Source organism: Ligilactobacillus salivarius DSM 20555 = ATCC 11741 (genome assembly GCF_001435955.1).
GTDB lineage: Bacteria > Bacillota > Bacilli > Lactobacillales > Lactobacillaceae > Ligilactobacillus > Ligilactobacillus salivarius.
Window position 1 is genome coordinate 15,371 of record NZ_AYYT01000002.1, and the last position, 24,065, is coordinate 39,435.

Below are 24,065 nucleotides of genomic sequence, written 5' to 3' on the forward strand. Positions count from 1 at the left end.
TCCTATTTTAATTTTACTTCAACTATATCAGATTTCTTAAGTGCTCCTCCAGCCGCTATACTTTGATAGTATGCATAACCAGATCCAGTATAATTAACTGTAATTCCAGTTAAATCAGCCAGTTTAGCAATATCATTTCTTGACCATCCATTTATGTCTGGCATAGTTTTAGTTCCATTCGTCAATAATAATACTTTTTCTCCAGAAATAACAGTCTGATCTCCCTCGACTGATTGTTTCTCTACTTTATCACCACTACCAACTACAACAGGTACCAAGCCTTGTTTTGAAATTTTATCTTTAGCATCATCAACTGAGTTTCCAACAACATTTTCGACTTTAACTGTACCAGGATTAGTATTGTTTACTTGACTTGAATCTAAAACTTTTTTCATAATTGGGTTGAAAATAGTTGATAGATTCTTAGTAGCATCATTATTTCCAAATGATTTTGGTTGTTTTACAGTCAAATACATAATATATCTTGGATTATCGGCAGGCGCCATTCCTACAACTGAGAAGATATAATTAGAACTACCACTCAAATAACCTGTTCCGTTTGAATTAGCGATTTGGGCAGTTCCTGTTTTAGCTGCTATCTTATAGCCATCAATTGCATAATCTTGTCCAAGACCTTTTTCGTCATAGACAACAGCTTCCATCATATCTAAAACTTTCTTACTTGTTTTTGCAGTAATTGGTTTACCAACCACTTGTGTTTTTGATTTATAAACTGTTTTTCCTGTATTAGGATCAACTATTTTATCTACCAAGCGTGGCTTAACCATCTTACCCTTATTAGCAATTGCAGAAAAAGCTTGCATCATTTGAATAACAGTAACATCTATCCCTTGACCATAAGCCGTATTAGCTTGATCAAATGCATATGTGTAATTGATATTACCACTAGATTCTGCACCTAAACCTGCACCTACTGGACGAAGTAAACCAAATTTTCTAATGTAACTCATCCAGGTTTTCTTACCCATTTTTTGTTCAAGTTGAGCCATTACAGCATTAGATGAACGCATAAAACCTTCTTTAACTGTAATATTGCCCCATCCAGAACGATTCCAATCGTACACTGTGGATCCGTCAATCACATATGATCCAGATCTATAAGTTGCATTTGAATCATAATTTCCACTATTAATTGCAGATGCAACTGTTAAAACTTTCATAGTCGATCCTGGTTCGTATGCATCTTCTAACAATGTATTTCTCCAAACATTTGTCAAGCCCTCTTTTGTTTGAGCATCAAATGTCGGACGTTGACTAGCTGCTACTATCTTACCGGTATGTGAATCCATAACAACCGCATTAATTGATGCAGCCTTAAATTTCTTTTGCTTTTGTGTAAGTAAATTTTCTAAGGCAGTTTGAATCTTAGGATCCAATGTTGTATAGATGTCATCGCCATTTTGAACGCTTCGTTTCTTTTTAGAAGATCCCGGCAACTGAACACCGTAACTATCTGTAGCAGTATTATTTATTCCATCGCGACCAGATAATTGTTTATTAAATACTTTTTCTAGTCCCATAATACCTACTAACTTTTTATCCTCCGATTCAGCTAATCCTATCAAATGTGAAGCAAAAACACCATTAGGATATAACCTAGACTGTGATGGTGTAAATTTTATACCTGTTAAATGATAAGAATCTATCTTTTTCTTAGTTTCAAGAGAGATATTCTTACCAACATTTCCCAATTCAACTTGATAAGTATTCTTATCTTTAGGATTCAAAATTTGTAATACTCTTTTATAACTAATATTTAAATTATCACTTAAAACTTTAGCAGCTTTCTTCTTTTGGGAATCCGGTAAATATTCTTTTTTTCCATAAGCAACTGCACTTTTAGAGAGAACTATATATATTGAGTAAGTAGTCGTATCCTCAGCAATTGGTTGATTAGCTGCATCATATATTGTTCCACGTTTCGCTTTTATCTCAGTTTTACTTGCGTATAGCTGTTGTGTACTCTTATTTAGATCCACACCATATATTTTATGTCCTACAGCTACACGAAAAAAACGTCCGATAAAAACAATAAAAACGATAAGAACAATAAAAAATATTCCCCTCCCAAAATACTTTCGATTGTACATCATCCTTTGTTGTCTTTCTTTTATAGGACGTTTATTATTTGTGTTCATTTAGTAACATTCCTTGTATTCTTTGTATTCATCTTTAAACCACTATCTTTAGCTATTTTGCTTAGACGAGATTTACTTGATAACTCACTAATTTCCTGTTTCATATTAGTATTAGAACCTTGGATTTTTGTAATTTTGCTTGTTGTATCTTGTAAATTCAACTGTGCATTTGTTAATTTAACATTTGCTGAAATTACCATGGTAGTCATAACTCCTATCCATACCATTGATCCAGCAAACAATTTCATCATCTTACTTCTGTAAGGAGATGATTGAACTATGTATTTTTTCTCAGGCTCGTTATTATGTACTATTCTTGGTTGTTGGTTAAGTTTACGAGCTGTTTGTTCCATAACGACCACTTCCTACTACACTACAATTTTTCAATTATTCTTAATTTAGCCGAGTGAGCACGATTATTGTGTGTAATCTCGTCTTCACTTGGTACTATCGGCTTTCTTGTAATCAATTTGTACTCAACTTTTTGGCTATCCGGAATTACTGGTAATCCGGGAGGTAATTCTGGTAGACTTGTCTTCTGCTTAAACATTACCTTAACTAATCGATCCTCCAATGATTGGAAGGTAATTACACTAATACGACCACCAGGATTTAATAAATCTAAAGCTTGCTCCAAAGATTCTTCCAATGCACCTAATTCATCATTGACTGCAATCCTAATTGCCTGGAATGTTTTTTTAGCTGGATGTCCACCTTTTCTACGGGCCTTAGCCGGAATAGCTTCTTTAATAAGATCAACCAGTTGACCAGTTGTCTCAATTGGTGTTTGCTGTCTAACTTTCTCAATTCTACGAGCAATTGACTTAGCAAATTTTTCTTCACCGTAACGGAAGAAAATTCTCACTAATTGTTCATAACTCCAGTCATTTACCACATCTCTAGCTGTTAATGATTGACTTTGATCCATTCTCATATCTAGAGGAGCATCATAGTTATAACTAAAACCACGATCTGCATTGTCGAACTGCGGCGATGAGACACCCAAGTCATAGAGAATTCCATCTACTCCCAAAATATTTCTTTTATTTAACTCTTCAGAAATATTTCTAAAATTACTTTTGATAAAGTTAATCTTTCCCAGTTCATTTTCTTCTTTAAACTTATCCTTATTAAAATTAATAGCTGTTATATCTTGGTCAAATGAATATAATTTCCCATTTTCTGATAACTTACTTAGTATCAAACCACTATGACCGCCACCACCCAAGGTACAATCAACGTAAGTTCCATCTGGCTTAATATTCAGACCATCTACAGCTTCATTTAATAATACTGTAATATGCTTAAATTCAGCCATATATCCTCCTCTAAAGATCAAAATCAATCATATTTTCTGCTATATCATCAAAGTTTTCTTCTGCCTCATCAGCAAAAGCTTCCCATCTATCTTCGCTCCAGATTTCAAAACGATTAGATACCCCTACGACAACACACTTTTTTTGTAAGGCGGCATGTGTACGTAGAGATTTAGGAATATTTATTCTACCCTGCTTATCAATTTCACATTCAGTTGCAGCTGAATAGAAAAAGCGAACAAAAGCACGGGCATCTTTCTTTGTAAGTGGTAATTTTTGTAATTTAGTTTCTAGAATGTTCCATTCTTCTTGAGTATATCCAAATAAGCACCCGTCCATTCCACGTGTTACAACAAAGGAATCCCCTAATTGTTCGCGAAATTTGGCGGGTACGATCAATCTTCCTTTGGCGTCAATCGTATGTCTATACTCTCCCATGAACATTCTACTTCACCACCTTACATAACACCATATTTATAGTACCACAATTCCCCACTTCTAACCATATAATTTCCCCTAAAAACCACTTAATAATTATTAATTTTTGATTTAAAAAAAATTTCAAATATATTTCAGTTATAGATTTACTTAAGTTCATTCTTATAATTTTATTTGCCAATAAAAAAAGCGACTGGAATCTCTTCCAATCGCTCTATATCGCTACAATAAAATAGCTTTAAAAATTGTCATTATTAATACAATAAAGTATGTAAACAGTGTTACTAAATCTAAAATTCTAATAAATCTGGTCCAAAATACACCATAAACAATATCACCACTTCTATATGCACTAGCAAATATCATTATCAAACCCACAACAGACATTACAAACATCAAATATGGGAATAATGATATTCCTATCAATTCAATAGAAGTAAAATGAATCGCAATTATTAAGAATATACATAAAACATCTAATTTCTTTAAACGTCGAGGCCAAATATTTTTGAATCTATTTTTAAACATAGTCAATACTATCCATAGAAAAACTACTATGCACAGCTGAACTATCCAACTTCGTAACACAATTTCCACATCCTTAATTTTCTAAGAAGGCTTCATGTAAGGTATTAACTGCTAGTTTGAAGTTATCTTCAGTCACTAAAATCCAAACAGTGGTATCACTATCAGCTGTTTGTAAGATTTCAACCCCAGTTTTCGAAAGTGCTGTAACCATTTTAGCAATAACACCTGGGGTTCCTACCATACCGCCACCAATAATAGATACTTTAACACAATTTTCAACAAAGTTCACTGGTATATTATATTCTTCAAAGATTTTTTTAGCTTTTAATCCATCTTCACGACTTGTATTGAAAACAACTTGATTAGGTGAAATATTGATAAAGTCAATACTTACCTCATTTTCAGCCAACACTTTGAAGATCTTTTCAGCTTCTGTATTGTTAACTGAAAGATTAATTTGTGTTAAGCCTGTTTGATGCGCAATACCTGTAACTGTACGATAATGTTCAATACTAAGATTCTTATCAGTAACTAGTGTTCCCAACTCATCTACATTATCCCAAGTTGAACGAATTCTCATTGGTAAATGTGCTTGATGTGCAACTTCAACAGCACGCGGATGGATCACCTTCGCACCTTCATGAGCCATATTAGCAACTTCGTCATAACTAACAGTTTTCAAGAAATGTGCATTCTTTACAATTCGAGGGTCAGCTGTCATCATACCAGAAACATCAGTGAAGATATCAACACGTTCTGCATCTAATGCAACTGCCAATAAAGCAGCTGATGTATCAGATCCACCACGACCTAAAGTTGTGACGTGCCCTTCTTCTGACATTCCTTGGAATCCAGAAACTACTACTACATCATGAGAAGCAAATGCATCTAATACAGCGTCTGTCTTCACTTCTAAAACTTTAGCATTTTGATAGTCATTATTTGTTCTAAAACCAGCATCTGGACCTGTCATAGCTACGGCGTTAAATCCATTTTCTTTTAACATTTGTGTAAAAACTGCTGTTGAAATAACTTCCCCCACAGAAACAATCATGTCTAATTCACGAGGAGTAAGTTTGGTTCTTTCACCACCTACCAAGCTAAGTAATGAATCAGTTGCATAAGGGGCACCCTTTCTTCCGATTGCAGATACAACGATTGCCACCTTATATCCTTCATTTACTGCATGTTCAATATGTCGCATGGCAGACTTTCTTGATTCATCATCTTGGACAGAAGTTCCACCAAATTTTTGAACCATAATTTTCATTATAATTCCTCCTCAAACTTAAAAATATTTCTCCTAAATTTAATTATATTAAGAAAATTTTAATTCTATTTTTCTATTATTATAAATTCATCTTGTATAAATTTCAACAATGATTATCTAATTTTATAAAATCAGTGACAACTATTGATTTTTAGCATAATAATAGTTTATAGTTAAACATGATAATATGATAAAGGGTGAAAAATGTGGCTAAAAAAACAAAGAAAGAGCGTTCTACTTTCCAAAAAATAACTTTAGTTGTTGTATGGCTAATGCTTATCTTTACAATTGGTAGTGTTGTCCTATCAGCAATTGCAAGTTTTATGAATTAAAAAATGAGACTGAGAAATCTTTTATGACTTCTCTAGTCTCATTTTTATTTTAGATATTTATTAAAAAATTCATTTACTCTTTTTTGATACTCTTTAGGATGGTTATTATATGAATTTGCATGTCCTGTATTTTTAGTTACCCATAACTTTTTAGGGGCTGAAGTTGCTTTATAATTTTCATATACCATTTTCGTTGGTACAAAGGTATCACTATCTCCATGAATAAAGAAAATCGGTAACTTATTCTTTTCTAACTGCTTTGTTGAACTGCCCTTACCAAAGTCATATCCAACTCGAATTGTTCCCATAATTCGTGCTGCAGTTATCATCGGTTCTTTAGGCAGATTAAATTGTTGTTTTAATTGTTCGCTTAATTCCGATTCTATACTTGAATATCCACAATCTTCAACAATTGCTTTTACTTGTTTAGGTAGACGTTCTCCACTTACCATCATAACAGTAGCGCCACCCATACTTACACCAAATAGTCCAATCTGTGAATCAGACCCTTTCTTAGCAATAACTTGTTTAATCCATTTCACATAATCCAGTCTATCTGGCCAGCCGAATGTAATATATTTACCTTGACTCTGTCCACTTGCCCTATCATCTGGAGCTAAAACATTATAACCTAAATTATGAAATAGTCTAATATATCTAGCCATATGCATCGCTTCTCCTTTATATCCATGAGCGACGATAATGGTTTTATTAGTTTTATTCTCCGCTGGTAAATAAATAGCTCTAAGTTTTAAATTATCTGTAGCAGATTCTTCATACCAATTTTGATAATTTTGTTTCTTTAACCAATTTTGATCTGCTAGTAATTTCTTATCAACTTTTCCTTTTGGTCCTGACTTAACTGTTGGGTCTGGTTTAAAAGCATAACTAACTAAATAATAGCTTCCACCTGTTATCCCAAGTAAAATCAATATCACTAAACCTACTATCAAAGAATATATTAACTTTCTCTTCTTCATTTTAATAAATTTCCTTAATCAATTTTTTGATTCTCAATCTCTTTTAAAGGTACCATTTTGGTAGTACCAAACCATTTATTACTTATTTTTTGCAAGGTTCCATCTTTTGCCATTTGAGCTAATGCCACATTAATCTTCTTTTGTAAAGTTTTGTCACCTTTACGCATACCTACAGCAAAATTTTCGGATTCAAATCCAACATCACTAATACGATAGCTATTAGGATCAGGTTCGTGTGCAACATAATAGTCTGCATAAACACTGTCAATTAATAATCCTTGAATTCTATTAGCATTTAAGTCTAAAAATGCATTATTGAATGTATCATATTGAACTGCTTCTTTTACGTAATTCTTTAATAATTTAGGTTGTGACATATAGGATTCATAACCGGATGAACCCGATTGTAGTCCTAATGCCTTTCCTTTCATGCTCTTAGCATCATAAACATTTTCTTTCTTTTTAGATACAAGCACTTGTTGGTTACGTAAATATGGAACACTGAAAGCTACAGTCTTTTTACGCTCTGGATTTACTGTATATCCGTTCCAAATTAGATCAATAGTTCCATTTCTTAGTTCGGTTTCCTTCATAGACCAATCTATTGTTTGAAAATCTACATCAATTCCATAACGTTTGAATACTTCTCTAGCCAAATCTACGTCAAATCCTACTAAAGAACCATCTTTTTCACGAAATCCCATTGGAACAAAACTATCATCTAAACCAATAACTACTTTCTTTTTCTTCTCAATCTTCTTCCAATTATCTTGACCATTAGCACGTTTTCTAACATTTGTACAACCTGCTAGAGTTGCTCCTACTATTAAGAATGCTAACAAGCAAGTAATAATTTTTACAATTTTCTTCAAAGAAATCACCACTCTCATTAATAGCCTAAAGGTTTCACTTTCAAAATATTATCCGCAATCTCTTCTGCAAAATCCATATCGTGAGTTACTATAATTTGTGTCATTCCTTCTTTTTTCAAATTCAAAACGATATCTTTAACTGTAGCTGTCAATCCTGGATCCAAAGCAGAAGTTGGTTCATCATAACATAAAATTTGTGGTTTCATCGCTAAAGCTCGTGCAATTGCCACACGTTGTTTTTGACCACCAGATAATTGGAATGGATATAATCCTTCTTTTCCTTCTAAAGCTAAACCATTTAATAAATTCTTAGCTTCATTTTCAGCAATTTCTTTTTTCTTTTTTAAAACCATAGTAGGTGCTAAAGTTACGTTTTGTAAAACTGTAAGGTGTGGGAATAAGTTATATTCTTGGAATACTACCCCGATAACAGAATCATTATTTTCATTTGTATATGGATCAAATACTTGACCATCAATTAAAATTTGACCGCCATCAATCTTTTCAAGTCCACTAATACATCTTAAAAGGGTTGTTTTACCACCACCAGATTGACCAACGATGCATAAAATTTCACCATCTTTAACTTCTAAATTTAAATTATTTAGAATAACTTTATCACCAAAGCTCTTACTAATATTCTTTAACTCTAACATATGCTAACCTCCTTATTTCCAGTAACTGTAGTATTGTTCTAATTTTCTTAAAATAAAGGTTAAAACTGCTGTCATAACTAGGTAAACAACACCTACCATTACCAATGGAACTAGTGTAACATCTCGACTTGTTGCAACATTTCCAGCTCTTAATAAATCTCCAATACCGATTACGTAAACTAAACTGGAATCTTTAACTAAATTAATAACTTCATTTCCAATAGAAGGTAATACAATCTTTACAACTTGAGGTGTTACTATTTTTCTAATTGTTTGCCAGTAAGTTAAGCGCAAAACTTTAGCACTTTCATACTGACCTTTGTCAATTGATTGTAAACCACCACGGAAAATTTCAGCAAAATATGCAGTATAGTTTAGGATAAATGCAAATAATGCTGCATCAAATCGTCCTAATGTTAACCCTACTAAAGGTAAACCATAAAATACAAAAATCAATTGTAGTAATAAAGGTGTCCCTCTCATCAACCATACATAAAATCTTAAAATTGCTTTTAATAATCTAAATCGTGAAATTAATGCCAACCCTACGATCAACCCTAATGGCAAAGAACCTATTAGAGTCCAACAAAAGATTTGTAAAGTCATTTTTGCACCATCCAATAATGATGGTAACACTTCTAATACATAATTCATCCTTTATCCTCCTAATGTAAATCAATTAATTAATCATTAAACTAGCTAGTAAAATAAAAAGTAAGTTATTATCATAAACAAAAAGCCCTCCTAGATCTAGTCGATCTAAGAGGGCACTATGAAAGTACGGTTCCACCTCGATTTTGCTAAATTCTCACGAAAATAGCCTCATCAAGTTACACATACGTATAACTCACATTTAACGCAATAACACGTATAGGTCTACTAAAATATTCAACCTATAAACTCACGGGTGTGGTTCAATCAAGTGGATCGGTATCCCTTTCAGCTGATAAAGATACTCTCTTTCGGCGTCCGTACTTCATTTACTCTTCCGTTCATCGTCTTTATTTATGATGATAATAAATTAACATTTTAATTAGAAATTGTCAAGAAATTATCACTTATTTTTTAAACCAACTGATGAATTTTTTCATAAAGCCGCCCTTTTCTGTTTCTCTAATTGTCATTAAAGGCACTGTTTCGCCTTCTAGACGGCGGGCAATATTACGATATCCTTGTGAAGCTGGATTTTTTTCATTCAATACAATTGGCTCACCTTTGTTAGAGTATGAAATAACCTCATCATCATCAAAAACAATTCCAATTAATTTAATTGATAAATGATGTGTAATTTCATCAACATCCATCATATCTCCATCATTCATCATATGACGACGAATACGACTAATAACTAACATTGGTGGTTCTGTAAGTTCTTTTTGTTCAAGTAATCCAACAACTCTATCAGCATCTCTAACTGAAGAAATTTCAGGTGTAGAAACAACAATTGCTTCATCTGCTCCAGCAACAGCATTCATAAAGCCTTGTTCAATTCCAGCTGGACAATCTAATAAAATATAGTCGAAATCTGGCTTTAATTCTTCTACAATTGCTTTAACTTCTTCTGGCTCTAAAGCAGATTTATCAGTGTTTTGAGCAGCCGGCAATAAATAGAGCTTATCATCAAATCGCTTATCTTTAATTAAAGCTTGATGTAATTTTGCTGTTCCTTGAGCAACATCAACAATATTATAAATAATGCGGTTATCCAATCCTAATATAACATCTAAATTTCTTAGGCCTATATCTAAATCAACCAAACATACCCTTTTTCCTAGTAAAGCAAGTGCTGTTCCTAAATTAGCAGTTGTAGTAGTCTTTCCAACACCACCCTTACCAGAGGTAATAACTATTGCTTTTCCCATTTTAAAAGCCTCCTACCTGATTAAATATCTTTGGACGTAGAGATTTTAACTTGTCAATACTTGTAAATTCTAAAACATGTAAATCATTTACAAAAACTAATGAATCTGTCCCAGCTGTAACTTTTTCCTCATCAACAATGTCAACTAAATCTCCAATTCTTAGCTGTTGAGCTCCAGAAATATCTCCCAAAATAATGGATCGAACATTGCTATCAAAACCTGCATGAATAATTCCACTAACACTACCCATGACATAAATATTTCCAGTTGCTCTCAAGACTCCACCTTGATGAAGATTTCCCAAAAATAGGACATCCCCTGTTATATCTTTAACTTGTCCATTACGAATTACATCGCCATTAACATGCACATTTTTACTGTCCATTATTTGCAATGCTTCTTTAGTATTAATAACATCAGAAACAATTCTATGTACTAAAAAATTAGGGTAGTTATCAACTATCTTTTCAATTTCATGTTTTTGGTCAATGGTTAATAATCTTGCACCTGTTTTGATGTTAAATGCAATTTTCTCATCATTCTTTTCTTTTTCATGTTTTAATCGCTCAAACAGTTCAGTTAACTCAATTAATATCTGTGAAAAAGCAGCATCTGCTTTTAACTCAATTTCATAACCATCTTTATAACCCTTTAATACAACACTCTTTTGCATTGATACACCCCTCATCTTTAATAATTTGTTTCGAAGAAGTGTTCTAATGGGAGGAATAAAACTACAAACCAAGCTAAGTTATAAATTAAAGTTGGTCCTAAAGTTCTACCAATTAAATCTGTTATTGTCGCATTCGTAAAATCAACTAGTGAATTAGCCCAAAAGAACAAAAATGTCACAATTGTTATATCTATTAAGTATATTAATAATACCACAATAAACGATCGTGTGAAAAACTGAAACATATATTTTGTTACATATACCATCAAAGGAAGTATCATTGTAAATACACCTAAAATACCTGTATAAAACATATCATAAAATAAACCAACGATCGCAGACCACATTACTAAATGCTCTACATTTCCATAACAGACGGCCATTACTATAAAAAGTAATACTAACCTGCTTTCCATGGCCATTGTGTTAGTAAACATCTGCTTTGCAAACACTTGTGTCAGACCACCATCTAAAAACATTGCTAAAAACAGTCCGATTGGAAAATAGTAATTCATTTTTTCTGTTCTCATCACTTTAACCTCTAATCATCAGTTCTTACTGCAATTGTCACAAAACTCAAGTCATCCAAATCAGCAGCTGGCTTTATATAAATCTTAGATGGTAAGCCATAATCATCATCAGAAACTTTCTCAACTGTCCCAACTAATAGTCCTTTAGGTGTAGATCCACCCATACCAGATGTTACCACTTTAGTACCTTTTTCAATTTTCTTCTTAGAAGTTACTTGTCCCATTACCAAATCACCACTATTAGTGTCGTAATTAGTAATCAAACCATTGATAACATCACCAGATTTACTTGTCACTTGTACAGCGAATCTATTAGCTGAATCATTATTTGTAGAAATTAACTCTACCTTACTATTAGAATTATTCACTTCTGTAATTCGTCCAACAATTCCCTTTCTAGATAAAACAGAATCACCCTTTTTAATTCCAGCAAGTGAACCTTTATTAATAGTTACTTGATTTTGCCAAGTTGAAGGAGTTCTAGTTAAAACATATGCAGTAACTTGATCATAATTAGTTAAACTTTTAGATAATTTTAGTTGTGCTTTTAACTGTTGGTTTTCTTTTCTTAAAGTTTGATTTTCTGCATCTTTTGCAGCTAAACTATCTACTTGCTTTTTTAATTGTTGATTTTCTTGATAAGTATTCATTAAATTAAAAAATGAAGATGTCGCATTTTTAGCCCCATCTAAAGGATAACTAACTACTCTATCAACAATTCCAGCTGCGTCATTTCCTATCTGTTGTACAAATGTAGGAGCCTTTCTATTATTTCTTACAGCAATAGAAAATGCAATTAATAAGAAACTTATAATTAATGCGATTAATACAATAACCAGTTTTTTGTTAAAAAAAGATTTTTGCATTGTATGATCCTCCTATAACTATTATTTTTCAAGTAAGATTTACTCAAAAAATAAGCCGTATCACTAAAAGGAAATCACTACTACCTTCTAATCGACACGACTTCAATAGTTAGTTTATTTGTCTTTCATGACTTCGATACTCTTCAATGATTCACCTGTTCCAATAGCAACACAATCTAAAGGTTCAGATGCCACAAATACTGGAACTTTAGTTGCTTCTGAAATAACTTCAGGTAAATGTTTCAATAAAGCTCCACCACCAGTAAGGACAATTCCGTGATCGATAACATCAGCAGCAATTTCTGGAGAAGTTTCTTCTAACGTTTCTTTGATTGCTACAATAATTTCTTGAACAACTTCTTGAATTGCTTTAGCTACATCAACAGCTTCAATTTCAACTGTTTGAGGCAATCCTGATACTAAATCACGACCACGAATACTTTGACTTTCAATATCTTTAGCAGCTTCAACTGATGCAGATGCTACGTCCATTTTTAATTGTTCAGCTGTACGTTCACCAATTAAAAGATTGAAGTTTTTACGTACATAAGAAATAATTGCTTCATCAATCTTATCACCAGCCATTCTAATAGAACGACTTGATACAATCCCACCTAAAGAAATTGTTGCTACATCAGTAGTACCACCACCGATATCAACAACCATATTACCAGTTGGGTCCATAACAGGTAATCCAGCACCTATTGCAGCAGCAAAAGGTTCTTCAATTGTATAAGCATCTCTAGCACCAGCTACTCGAGTTGCATCTATGACAGCTCTTTTTTCTACTTCTGTTACACCACTAGGAACACATACCATTACGTAAGGCTTGTTAGCTTTGTTTCCTAAAGCCTTTTGGATGTAATATTGCATCATTGATACTGTTGTATCGTAATCAGCAATAACACCATCTTTCATTGGTCTAATAGCTACAATACTTTCAGGAGTACGACCAATCATATCTCTGGCTTCTGAACCAACGGAAACGACCTCTCCTGTTTTTGTGTTTTTAGCTACGACAGAAGGTTCACGTAAAACAATACCCTTACCTTCTTCATACACAATTGTATTTGCTGTTCCTAAATCAATTCCTATGTTTTTCGTTCCGATTCCGAACACCATTTTTCTTCCCTTCCATAATCCCTGAGCAGGGTAATATAACGATAAGAGTATTATATCATATTTAACAATTATCGTTTAGTTTAAATTAAGTTCAATATATAGGATACACGATTTTTTTTACTCTTTAAAGTATATCCATAAACTTTATAAATTATTAATTTTTTTATAAAGTTAATCTGAAATAAGTTCTACATTAGCGGCTTGTGGTCCTCGTTTTCCTTCAATCGTTACAAAACCTACACGTTGACCTTCTTGTAAAGTTTTAAATCCTTCAGTTTGAATTGCTGAAAAATGAACAAAAACGTCATCTTTGCTATCATCTGGAGTTATAAAACCAAAGCCCTTTTCTCTATTAAATTTATGTACTGTTCCTAAAATCATATTGTTACCCACCTTAAAATTCGACTATTTTTTCTTCTGCTAAGCTTAAATACACTTCAGAACCTACAATTACATGATCAATTAGTTCAATTCCAATCATCTTTCCTGCATTAATCAATCTCTTAGTTAATTGAATATCATTTTCTGAGGGTTCGACATTCCCGCTTGGATGATTATGTGCTACTAAAATTCTGGCACAACTAAAATTTAATGCATGTTTAAAAATTTCTCTTGGATGTACCGTAGCCGAATTTAATGTACCTTTAAAAATCACTTTTTCGCTCAATACTTGATTCTTAGTATCTAAGCATACACATACCAACAATTCCTGCTTACTATCACCAATTTTATCTATCATATAATTTCCAAACATACAACTTGAAAAGATTTGCCCCAAAACTAATCCTTCTTTTTCCTTATAGCGTTCTGAAAATTCTCTTAGTGCTCTAATTATAGCGACTTTTTCATCATCCTTACACAAATTTTTTAGTCCCTCATCACTAAAAAATTGTAGTTCATTTAATCTTTGGTGCTCATCAAAAAAATCCTTAATCACATTCTTAGCAGATGTTTGTGAAACTTTAGTAGTTAATATAAATTGCAATAACTCTTTATTAGTTAGTGTCTCAGCTCCAAAGCGAATAATTTTGTCTGTTATATATTTTTCTGAATAATTATTAGTTAGTGTCATATAAAAATCTCTCCTCTCACTATTAAAGTACGTAAAGAAGAGTTTTTATATGTTTATCCTTCAAAGTTATTTCTAACTTCAGAAATAAAATATAGAGAGCCAGTTATCAATAACATATCATCTAGTGACATATTAGATATGACTTCACCTATTGCTTCTTGCCAATGTTCCACATACTTTACATTATCATGTAATTTAAAATCTGCCAACTTTGTTACTTTTCGTGGTCCTTCAAAGCGAGTTACAGTTACATGTACATTTGGCAATTTTAACAACTCATCTAACATTTCATTAGGTTGTTTATCAGCTAAAATAGCTAGAATAACATAAACTTCTCTATCCGCAAATTCTTTTCTCAAAAGTTGGGAAATTCTTTTCATCGCTGCCGTATTATGAGCACCGTCAATCACCACTAATGGTTCTTTATTTAAAAGTTCAAATCTTCCAAGCCATTGTGTTTTTTGAATTGCATTTTTTATATCTTTATTAGAATAATTAATTCCTTCAAGTTCAGCAAATTGAATAAATGTTTCAATAGCTAAAGTTGCATTTTCTATTTGATGAAATCCTTCCATAGAGATATGTATATTACTTATTTCTCCTCTACTGTCTGAAAAATCAAACTTTTCTCCCCAACCTTGTTCTAACTTTACTTTGCTGGAAAAATCTTTATCCATTATTAATAATGGTGCTTCTTTTTCTTTAGCTACTTGTTTAACTACTTTTATTGCTTCATCTGGAAGTTTACCAATCAAGATTGGCTTTTTATACTTGATTATACCCGCTTTATGTGTTGCAATTTTAGCAATTGTATCGCCTAAAATATGAGCATGATCCATTGCAACAGTCGTAATAACTGACATAAGCGGAGTAATAACATTAGTAGAATCAAATAATCCACCAATTCCTACTTCAATTACAGCATAGTCAACATGTCCTTCAGCAAAATAAACAAACATCATCGCTGTTACAATTTCGAATTCTGTTGGTCCACCTTCACGATCACGCCAATCTGAATCCATTTCTTTCACTACTGGTCCAATTATATTAACCAAACGAACAATTTCTTCATCACTAATCATTTTCCCATTTACAGATATTCTCTCATTAAACTTCTCGATAAATGGTGATGTAAATGTTCCTACATTATATCCTTGTTCTGCTATTAAGTCTCTCAAATACGCTGTTGTCGATCCTTTACCGTTTGTACCTGTTACATGAATAGCTTTTACTTTTTCATGTGGATTTCCCAATCTCTTCATGAAATCCCTCATTCTATCTAAAGTTGGGATCTTTTTAAACTTAGTTCTTCCATGAATAAATGCCAAGGCATCATTATAATTATTTACGAACATTTCTCTGCCTCTCTCTAATAGTATTAACCATCATCCATTATAACAGATAAAAAAAGATATATTATCCATATATCGGACAATATATCTTTCAGTTTTAAATTTCAGCTTTTAACTCTTCAATTCGACTTTCAGTTGCAGCAAGTTGTTGCTTATAATTAGCTAATTTTTCTTTTTCCTTAGCAACAACGGCTTCTGGTGCATTGGCAACAAATTTTTCATTACCTAGTTTCTTTTCACCACGTGTAACTTCACTTTCTAATTTCTTAGCTTCTTTTTGTAAACGTGAAATTTCTTCGTTTAAATCAATTAAATCAGCTAATGGTAAGTAAACTTCTGCTCCTGTGATAACAGATGTCATAGCTAACTTAGGTGCCTCAATATCTGCAGCTATTTCTAAACGTTTTGGATGACAGAAACGATTGATATAATCAACATTGTTTTCAAACACTTTTCTTGTATCATCATCTTTTGTCTTAATTAAAATATCAATTGCTGAAGACATTGGAGCATTAACTTCAGAACGACTGTTACGTACTGCTTTAATTAACTCAATCAAATTATCCATGTCTTTTTCTGCTACTTGATTATCAAATTCAGTATGTTCAACAGGGTATTCAGCAACAACCAAGGATGCACCATCATGTGGCATAGATAACCAAATCTTTTCTGTAACAAATGGCATAATTGGATGCATTAGGCGTAGAATTTGATCTAATACATAACGTAGGATACGTTGTGTATTCTTCTTAAGTTTTTCATCTTCACCTGTAAGATTTTCCTTAGCCATTTCAATGTACCAGTCACAGAAATCATTCCAAATGAAGTTATATAGAGCACGACCAGCTTCACCAAATTCAAAACTATCGAATAAACGAGTTACATCGCGAACCGTATCATTAAGACGACTTAGAATCCACTTATCAGCTAATTGCCATTCTGATGCTTCTGGTAAACTTAATTCAACATCGCTATCTAAGTTCATAATAACAAAACGACTTGCATTCCAAATCTTATTGATAAAGTTCCAAGCAGCGTCCATCTTTGTATATGAGAAACGTACATCTTGACCAGGTGCAGAACCATTAGATAAGAACCATCTCAATGCATCTGCCCCATACTTATCAATTACATCCATTGGATCAATACCATTTCCAAGTGATTTACTCATCTTACGTCCCTGTTCATCACGAATTAAACCATGAATTAGAACGTTCTTAAATGGACGACGTTTTGTAAATTCAACACTTTGGAAAATCATTCTTGATACCCAGAAGAAAATAATATCATAACCTGTAACCAATGTATTAGTTGGGAAATAACGCTTGAAATCAGGGCTTTCAGTATCTGGCCAACCCATTGTTGAGAATGGCCATAATGCACTAGAGAACCATGTATCCAATACATCTGAATCTTGTTCCCAATTTTCGATATCTTCAGGTGCTTCTTCACCTACATAAATTTCACCAGTTTCTTTGTGGTACCATGCTGGGATTTGGTGTCCCCACCATAATTGACGAGAAATAACCCAATCATGAACATTTTCCATCCATTGTGTAAATGTATGTTCAAAACGAGGTGGCACAAAGTCTACTCTATCATCAGTTTCTTGATTCTTCAAAGCTGCTTCTGCTAAAGGCTTCATCTTTACAAACCATTGTGTTGAAAGACGTGATTCAACTTGTACCCCTGTTCTTTCAGAATGCCCTACACTATGTACGATTGGTTCAATCTTCAACATGTAGCCTTGTTCTTCAAGATCAGCCACAATTGCCTTACGTGCTTCAAATCTGTCTAAACCTTCATATTTACCAGCATTAGCATTCATTGTAGCATCTTCATTCATTGTATTGATGCGTTCCAAATTATGTCTATTACCTACTTCAAAGTCATTAGGGTCATGAGCTGGTGTAATCTTAACCATACCTGTACCAAATTCAGGATCAACATATTGGTCAGCAATAATTGGAATATGTCTACCTTGTAATGGTAGAACTAAAGTCTTACCTACAATATCCTTATAACGTTCATCATCAGGATTTACGGCAACTGCTACGTCACCCATCATAGTTTCAGGACGAGTTGTAGCAATTTCAATATAGTTCTTGCCATTAAATGTGGTATCGTCAGCAAATGGATATTTAACATGGTAAAATGCACCTTTATCATCTTTATGAATAACTTCAATATCTGATAAAGCAGTACGCGCTTTAGGATCCCAGTTAATAATATATTCACCACGATAGATTAATCCTTTTTTGTACAAAGTAACGAAGACTTTTCTTACAGCTTTAGATAATCCATCATCCAAAGTAAATCTTTCTCTATCGTAATCTAAAGACAAACCTAACTTAGCCCATTGTTGATGAATGATGTCAGCATATTCGCCTTTCCATTCCCAAACTTTTTCTACGAATTTTTCACGTCCTAAATCGTAACGAGAAATTCCATCTTCAGCTAATCTAGCCTCTACCTTAGCTTGAGTTGCAATACCAGCATGATCCATTCCTGGTAACCATAAAGTATCAAAGCCTTGCATTCTCTTTTGACGAATTATCATATCTTGCAATGTTGTATCCCATGCATGGCCTAAATGTAATTTACCAGTTACATTTGGTGGTGGAATAACGATTGAATATGGTTTTGCTTCTTTATCTTCATTAGGTTTAAATAAACCTTTTTCGATCCATTCTTTATATCTGCCAGGTTCTACTTGACTTGGATCGTATTTAGTTGACATTTCTACTTCTTTTGTCATAATAATTATTCCTTTCTACATAATTTTAAGCAAAGAAAAAGGCATTGCCATCCTACTTAATAGGACGACAATGCCGTGGTACCACCTAAATTGAGTTTTTAACTCCACTTAAATCCTTGTTAACGAATCGAAATCCGGTTATCCCTACTTTATTCAAGATAACAGCTCACAAGCTACAATTAAAATAGCTATCGAAAATCTTTCACCAGACGATTCCTCTCTAATCCAAGCTTCTTTTAATCCTCTTGTTCATTGCTTATATGGATATATTCTATCTTTTGCTAGGTAATACGTCAAGATACTTTTTATAGTAATTCAGCAAAAACTTTCTTTTCTTGGTTTAAGAAAGTATCGCCAATCTTAATTTCTGTAATTTCAATACCATCAAGTGCTCGTTGAACTAAAGCATCTACGTCTAAACGTTCTTCATAGTAACGTGCCTTATCAATACGTGGCTTAGTTTTTGGAGCTGGTGGTGCAAAAATTGTACAGCAATCTTCAAATGGCATAATTGACAAATCAAAAGTATCAATATCTTGAGCTATTTTAATAATTTCATTTTTATCCATTGAAACTACTGGACGTAAAATTGGCATAGTAGTTACATCGTTAATAGCAGCCATACTTTCAAGTGTTTGAGATGCTACTTGTCCTAAAGCTTCACCATTAAAGATAGCTAATCCCTTTCTTCTTTGAGCAATTGCTTCTGTTAAGCGCAACATGAATCTTCTTTGAATTGTCATTAAATATCCTGATGGCACTTTTTCCTTAACTGTTTCTTGAATTTCAGTAAATGGAACTTGAATAAATCTTATCTTACCAACATATGGTGTCAATTTAGCAGTTAAGTCTTTAGCTTTATTCAAAGCTTGTTCACTTGTATATGGAGGACTGAAGAAATGAACCATTTCAATATCTACTCCACGCTTCATTGCTAAATATCCAGCTACTGGTGAATCAATTCCGCCAGAAAGCATCAACATTGCTTTACCAGCAGTTCCAACAGGCAAACCACCAGCACCGTCAATCTTTTCATGTGAAAGATAAATACCATCCGCACGAACTTCACAACGTAAAGTCATATCAGGATTTTTCATCTTCACTTTAATACCTGGAACTTCACGTAAAATATGACTACCTAGAATATCATTCATCTCATTTGTATCGTATTGATAGTTATGGTCAGAACGACGAGTATTGATTTTAAATGTCATTCCTTCTTTAAATTTTTCTTTCACCATTTCTACCGCAGTAACCTTGACTTTCTCTATATCACGTTCAACTTTAATAGATGGTGAGAAATTTTGGATCCCAAAAACTTGCTTCAAACGTTTCATAACAGCTTCGTAATCTTCTCCATGTAATTGGATATGCATACGATCACGGTGTGCCTTGATTACCAAATTTTCAAAACTATGCAAACTTTCACGCACATTAAATCCTAAACGATCAATGAAGTTTTTCCTATTTTTACCTTTAGTAGATAGTTCGCCGTAACGAACCATTATTTCTGTATATTGCATTTTTTTATCCTTTCAATTAAGAATTAATTTTTTTGAATTTTTCATATAGAACATCAAAAATTTCAATAAATTTATCAGCTTCTGCTAAAGTATTTTTTTCATCTAGACTTACACGTACAGCGGATGTAGCAATATTATCCGGAATCTTCATTGCAGTCAATGTCCCAGATGTTATTCCTTTTTTAGAGGAGCAAGCACTAGTTGTTGAAATATAGATATCATAATTTTCAAAAGCATGAACAATAGTTTCTCCACGAACTCCACTGATTGCAAAACATAAAATATGTGGAGCAAATTCATCGTTTAATTTAGAAAATACTGTTACTTTAGATCTTTTAGAAATATGATTATAAATTTTTTCTTTAATAGCTTTTTGTTGTGCTACTTTCTTTTCTTCATTTTCCAAAGTCAATCTTAAAGCTTTAGCCATACTTGCAATTGCAGGAAGATTCTCTGTACCACTTCGTAAAGCTTTTTCTTGACCGCCACCAGACATTAATGGTGCGATCATACGACCGCGTTTTTTATACATGAATCCAATGCCACGAGGTGCATGGAATTTATGTCCAGAGAATGTTAAGAAGTCTACTCTATCTTGTTCTAATAATTCTTGAATGCCTTTACCTACACCTTGAACTGCATCAACATGGAAATGTATTTTAGGAAAATCTTCCAATACTGCTGCAATTTCTTTCAACGGTTGGATAGCTCCTACTTCATTATTAACAGCCATAATTGAAACAAGAATTGTATCCTTTCTGATAGCTGTTTTCAAATCTTCTGCAGAAACTCTTCCATTTTCGTCAACCGGAAGATATGTTACATCATAACCTAATTTTTCTAATTGATGTAGTGAATTTAAAACAGCTGGATGTTCAACACTGCTAGTTATAATATGTCGTCCATATGGTCTTTTTTCAATCGCAGTTCCCTTTACGACCCAGTTATCTCCTTCTGTTCCACCACTTGTAAAATAAATTTCATCAATATTGCAATGGAGTAAGTCAGCAATTTGTTTTCTTGATTGTTCTAACAAATTAAAAGCTTGTTCTCCCATCGCATGAAGTGAAGATGGGTTACCCCAAATCTTTTCACTAACAGCATTATAAGTACTTAATACTTCTGGTAGTACTTGTGTTGTTGCACTATTATCAAAATAAATCATATCTACCCTTCTTACAAATCAAAAATCTCATTACTTAGTCTAACAAAAAGTTAGTAGAAATAAAACTATTATTACTCTAACAGCAAAAAATTAGCTAATCAGCAGTTGTTACTGTTAATTAGCTAACTATACTTTTATTTAGAAAACATTGGTGGATGATTCTTTGAGTACTCTTCCATAATCTTTTTGGATGCACCTTCTTGAACCTTATCTACTGCATGAGAGATCGTATCCAATGCTTTTACATATTCATATTCCTTCTCAAATAATTGCACTGCTTGATTGTAAGCAGCTGCTACATCTGGGTATCTGTTTCGATAACGATTTGAATATTGTAAAATTTCTTCCGTTAAAATTGAACTAGAAATTAATTCATCAGTCTTTTCACCCAAAATATCTAAATCACTTTGAGTATTTATCAACGATTTTGTAATTTCATCCATATTAATTTGAACTCGATTTAAATCTTTATCTAATTTTTCAATTTCATCGCTAACCTTAAAGAAATAATCCAAGTAATCATCTGATAATCCTGGAAGGTTAAGCTTTTCAATTTCACGCTTCATTTTATGAATTTCCAAGTCAAAATTCTTAACCGCATTTTGTGCTTCGCGCTCTTCTTTCCATAAACTTGCCACGCTATCATTGATTTCTTTTTGTTTCTTTTCTATATCAGTTAGAGCTTGCATATCAATTTCTATTCTCTGAGCAATAGAAGAATATAGGATTGCTTTTGTCCCAGCATCTTTAATAAATTGATCATACCAACTACGAATTCCCTTTAACCTATCCGCTAAGCCTTGTGCACTTTCAATCTCATCATGATTGAGTGTGTAGTTTTGTTTTAATCTATCTAAATCCAACAATAAATTTTTTTCTTGCTTTTCAGCATGTTCAATGAATTTACCAAAGGTTGAAATTTTCTTTTGTACAAAAATCTTAGCCTTATATTCTTCTTCTAAAGTTTCATAGATAGCATCAATTTTATTAGCAATATCTTCATCTAAGACTTTAGCATTATCAACACGTAATTCTTTCAAGTTTTCATTATTTAAATTACATTGTTCTGCTAAATCTTTTAATTGTCCCAAAATGTCTTTATCAAATGCAAATCCTTCATCTTGCATCTGAGCTACACCTTGGCGTAACTCCGATAATTGATCAGGGAAAACATTTTTTAAATTCTTATAAATTCCAGGAATAACTTCTAAATCACGTTCCATGCTTGCTGTATCTTCTTTTAATTGATTTAACGGTTTATCAGAAGTTACATAATCTCCACTTTTAGTTAATTTAGCATATTTATCAAAGTCTTCTTCTAACTTAGAAAGATTTTCTTCTAATTTATCAATGCTTGGTCCAAATGAAAAGTTCTTAGCCAATAAAGTCTTACGAATATCACGATACTTATCTTTTAATTCTGTAACGGCTTTTTGATGTTCCTCAGATTTTTCTTTCATTTCATTGACAGCTTCTTCAAGTTGTCGAGTTTCTTCTTTAACATGTTGTAATTTGGATCCAACTTCTAACAATTCTGAACGTTCTTGCATAAACTTATAACGCTCATTCAAATCATTTAAATCCAAAATCATTTCTGAAATTTCTGGCATCTCACGGTTAGTAAGTTTCTTATGGTTTTTCTTGAGTTCCTCAAATTCACGTAGACTCTCACCCGTTAAATGTAATTTTTCAATTTTATTTATTTCGCTATCTAGAGTATTGTTGCTCAATTCTTCAAGCTGAGTTTGATACTCATTTATTTGTTTTCTAAACGATCTTTGAAAATATATGACTCCAACATATATTCCAATGGCGACCGCCACAATAACTACAAAAAATAAAACCATAATAAATTCCCACCTAACATCTTATCGTCTATATCTATATTTTAGTTAATTAATATTGTAGGCTATTCGTTTCAATTGAAAATAACCCAGTTTCAGTTTAAAATCTAATAATAATTATATCATTAATATAACTTTAGGTATATATTTTTTCAATTACAAAAAAGTAAAGAAAGGACTTTTTATATGACAAACTCACTTCTCTCACAACAATTAGATGCATTACTTACAAATGAAACTAATTTTATTGCAAATTTATCCAATGCTTCAGCACTTTTATATCAATCTTTATCTGATATTAACTGGGCTGGTTTCTATCTTTATGATGAAACAAACGATGAATTACATCTTGGACCCTTTCAAGGAAAAGTTGCATGTATGCATATAAAAAATGGCTCTGGTGTTTGTGGTACTGCACTTCAACAACAAAAAGTTTTACGCGTAGATAATGTCCACGAATTTGCTGGCCATATTGCTTGCGACTCAGCAAGTAACTCTGAAATCGTGGTTCCTCTAGTTAAGGATGATAAAATTATTGGTGTATTAGATATTGATTCTCCTTCCTTATCCCGCTTCTCCCCTGAAGATGAAGTTGAATTAGTCGAATTTTCCAAAACTTTATTAAAACACATATAAATTAGTTGACTTTTAATTTGTTTATGTTAAGATACATTTTGTGTAAAATAATGCAGCAGTGAGCGGTAAGAACGTCAACAGTTTATTGCTATATATTAGTTCGTCTAGTAA

24 protein-coding genes and 2 other annotated features are annotated in these 24,065 nt (G+C 32.7%); of the genes, 2 read left to right on the forward strand and 22 right to left on the reverse strand.

Going from position 1 to position 24,065, the window contains the following annotated elements; all coding sequences use genetic code 11:
- Positions 1-2: 2 nt before the first annotated feature.
- The 6 genes from FC55_RS01265 to dapG all read right to left on the reverse strand — a co-directional run bounded on the left by FC55_RS01265 (position 3) and on the right by dapG (position 5,711).
- The gene (locus FC55_RS01265) at positions 3-2,159 is read right to left on the reverse strand and encodes a penicillin-binding transpeptidase domain-containing protein (RefSeq protein ID WP_003700454.1); all 2,157 of its coding nucleotides are present in this window, start codon (positions 2,157-2,159) and stop codon (positions 3-5) included.
- The gene (gene ftsL / locus FC55_RS01270) at positions 2,156-2,512 is read right to left on the reverse strand and encodes a cell division protein FtsL (protein ID WP_003700455.1); all 357 of its coding nucleotides are present in this window, start codon (positions 2,510-2,512) and stop codon (positions 2,156-2,158) included. The genes FC55_RS01265 and ftsL overlap by 4 nt, the downstream gene beginning before the upstream one ends.
- A 20-nt stretch (positions 2,513-2,532) precedes the next feature.
- Entirely contained in the window at positions 2,533-3,477 is a 945-nt protein-coding gene (gene rsmH / locus FC55_RS01275; protein ID WP_003707544.1) for a 16S rRNA (cytosine(1402)-N(4))-methyltransferase RsmH, read from the reverse strand.
- 10 nt (positions 3,478-3,487) lie between these two features.
- Positions 3,488-3,919 (reverse strand): division/cell wall cluster transcriptional repressor MraZ, encoded by a 432-nt coding sequence (gene mraZ / locus FC55_RS01280; protein WP_003700457.1) that lies wholly within the window; start codon positions 3,917-3,919, stop codon positions 3,488-3,490.
- 216 nt (positions 3,920-4,135) lie between these two features.
- Positions 4,136-4,510: a DUF3397 domain-containing protein gene (locus tag FC55_RS01285; RefSeq protein WP_003700459.1), complete on the reverse strand. Its 375-nt coding sequence runs from the start codon at positions 4,508-4,510 to the stop codon at positions 4,136-4,138.
- Between the two features lie 4 nt (positions 4,511-4,514).
- A complete protein-coding gene (gene dapG / locus FC55_RS01290) occupies positions 4,515-5,711 on the reverse strand; it encodes an aspartate kinase (RefSeq protein ID WP_003700460.1) in 1,197 nt (398 codons plus the stop codon).
- A gap of 206 nt (positions 5,712-5,917) precedes the next feature.
- Here dapG and FC55_RS01295 point away from each other — a divergent pair, with 206 nt between their 5' ends.
- Positions 5,918-6,043: a DUF4044 domain-containing protein gene (locus FC55_RS01295; RefSeq protein WP_003706458.1), complete on the forward strand. Its 126-nt coding sequence runs from the start codon at positions 5,918-5,920 to the stop codon at positions 6,041-6,043.
- 44 nt (positions 6,044-6,087) lie between these two features.
- Here the strand turns inward: FC55_RS01295 and FC55_RS01300 are convergent, their stop codons facing one another.
- The 16 genes from FC55_RS01300 to ezrA form a co-directional block, all read right to left on the reverse strand.
- Positions 6,088-7,023: an alpha/beta hydrolase gene (locus FC55_RS01300; protein ID WP_003700462.1), complete on the reverse strand. Its 936-nt coding sequence runs from the start codon at positions 7,021-7,023 to the stop codon at positions 6,088-6,090.
- A 14-nt stretch (positions 7,024-7,037) separates the two neighbouring features.
- A complete protein-coding gene (locus FC55_RS01305) occupies positions 7,038-7,913 on the reverse strand; it encodes an amino acid ABC transporter substrate-binding protein (RefSeq protein ID WP_003700463.1) in 876 nt (291 codons plus the stop codon).
- On the reverse strand, positions 7,913-8,551 hold the full coding sequence (locus FC55_RS01310) for an amino acid ABC transporter ATP-binding protein (RefSeq protein ID WP_003700465.1): 639 nt from the start codon (positions 8,549-8,551) through the stop codon (positions 7,913-7,915). The genes FC55_RS01305 and FC55_RS01310 overlap by 1 nt, the downstream gene beginning before the upstream one ends.
- A gap of 12 nt (positions 8,552-8,563) precedes the next feature.
- Entirely contained in the window at positions 8,564-9,205 is a 642-nt protein-coding gene (locus FC55_RS01315; RefSeq protein WP_003700466.1) for an amino acid ABC transporter permease, read from the reverse strand.
- 106 nt (positions 9,206-9,311) lie between these two features.
- Positions 9,312-9,556: a binding site (T-box leader), on the reverse strand.
- Positions 9,557-9,609: 53 nt separating this feature from the next.
- Positions 9,610-10,413 carry a septum site-determining protein MinD gene (gene minD, locus FC55_RS01320; protein ID WP_003700467.1) on the reverse strand — a complete coding sequence of 268 codons (804 nt, stop codon included), beginning with the start codon at positions 10,411-10,413 and terminating at the stop codon, positions 9,610-9,612.
- A 1-nt stretch (position 10,414) separates the two neighbouring features.
- The gene (locus tag FC55_RS01325; protein WP_011476147.1) at positions 10,415-11,086 is read right to left on the reverse strand and encodes a septum site-determining protein MinC; all 672 of its coding nucleotides are present in this window, start codon (positions 11,084-11,086) and stop codon (positions 10,415-10,417) included.
- A gap of 17 nt (positions 11,087-11,103) precedes the next feature.
- Positions 11,104-11,616: a rod shape-determining protein MreD gene (gene mreD / locus FC55_RS01330; protein WP_003700469.1), complete on the reverse strand. Its 513-nt coding sequence runs from the start codon at positions 11,614-11,616 to the stop codon at positions 11,104-11,106.
- Positions 11,617-11,627: 11 nt separating this feature from the next.
- Positions 11,628-12,482 (reverse strand): rod shape-determining protein MreC, encoded by an 855-nt coding sequence (gene mreC / locus FC55_RS01335; RefSeq protein ID WP_003700471.1) that lies wholly within the window; start codon positions 12,480-12,482, stop codon positions 11,628-11,630.
- 114 nt (positions 12,483-12,596) lie between these two features.
- Complete coding sequence (locus tag FC55_RS01340; RefSeq protein ID WP_034982605.1) at positions 12,597-13,601, reverse strand: rod shape-determining protein; 1,005 nt, start codon at positions 13,599-13,601, stop codon at positions 12,597-12,599.
- A gap of 174 nt (positions 13,602-13,775) precedes the next feature.
- On the reverse strand, positions 13,776-13,985 hold the full coding sequence (locus tag FC55_RS01345; protein ID WP_003700473.1) for a cold-shock protein: 210 nt from the start codon (positions 13,983-13,985) through the stop codon (positions 13,776-13,778).
- 13 nt (positions 13,986-13,998) lie between these two features.
- Positions 13,999-14,676 carry a RadC family protein gene (radC, locus tag FC55_RS01350; protein WP_003700474.1) on the reverse strand — a complete coding sequence of 226 codons (678 nt, stop codon included), beginning with the start codon at positions 14,674-14,676 and terminating at the stop codon, positions 13,999-14,001.
- 53 nt (positions 14,677-14,729) lie between these two features.
- Complete coding sequence (locus FC55_RS01355; protein ID WP_003700475.1) at positions 14,730-16,031, reverse strand: bifunctional folylpolyglutamate synthase/dihydrofolate synthase; 1,302 nt, start codon at positions 16,029-16,031, stop codon at positions 14,730-14,732.
- 94 nt (positions 16,032-16,125) lie between these two features.
- A complete protein-coding gene (locus FC55_RS01360) occupies positions 16,126-18,786 on the reverse strand; it encodes a valine--tRNA ligase (protein WP_003700476.1) in 2,661 nt (886 codons plus the stop codon).
- A 57-nt stretch (positions 18,787-18,843) separates the two neighbouring features.
- Positions 18,844-19,048 (reverse strand) — a binding site (T-box leader).
- Between the two features lie 43 nt (positions 19,049-19,091).
- Positions 19,092-20,309 carry a tRNA uracil 4-sulfurtransferase ThiI gene (thiI, locus tag FC55_RS01365; protein WP_003700478.1) on the reverse strand — a complete coding sequence of 406 codons (1,218 nt, stop codon included), beginning with the start codon at positions 20,307-20,309 and terminating at the stop codon, positions 19,092-19,094.
- Between the two features lie 16 nt (positions 20,310-20,325).
- Complete coding sequence (locus FC55_RS01370; protein WP_003700480.1) at positions 20,326-21,474, reverse strand: cysteine desulfurase family protein; 1,149 nt, start codon at positions 21,472-21,474, stop codon at positions 20,326-20,328.
- 134 nt (positions 21,475-21,608) lie between these two features.
- The gene (gene ezrA / locus FC55_RS01375) at positions 21,609-23,321 is read right to left on the reverse strand and encodes a septation ring formation regulator EzrA (RefSeq protein WP_003700481.1); all 1,713 of its coding nucleotides are present in this window, start codon (positions 23,319-23,321) and stop codon (positions 21,609-21,611) included.
- Between the two features lie 183 nt (positions 23,322-23,504).
- Here ezrA and FC55_RS01380 point away from each other — a divergent pair, with 183 nt between their 5' ends.
- On the forward strand, positions 23,505-23,954 hold the full coding sequence (locus tag FC55_RS01380; protein WP_044004987.1) for a GAF domain-containing protein: 450 nt from the start codon (positions 23,505-23,507) through the stop codon (positions 23,952-23,954).
- Positions 23,955-24,065 lie beyond the last annotated feature (111 nt).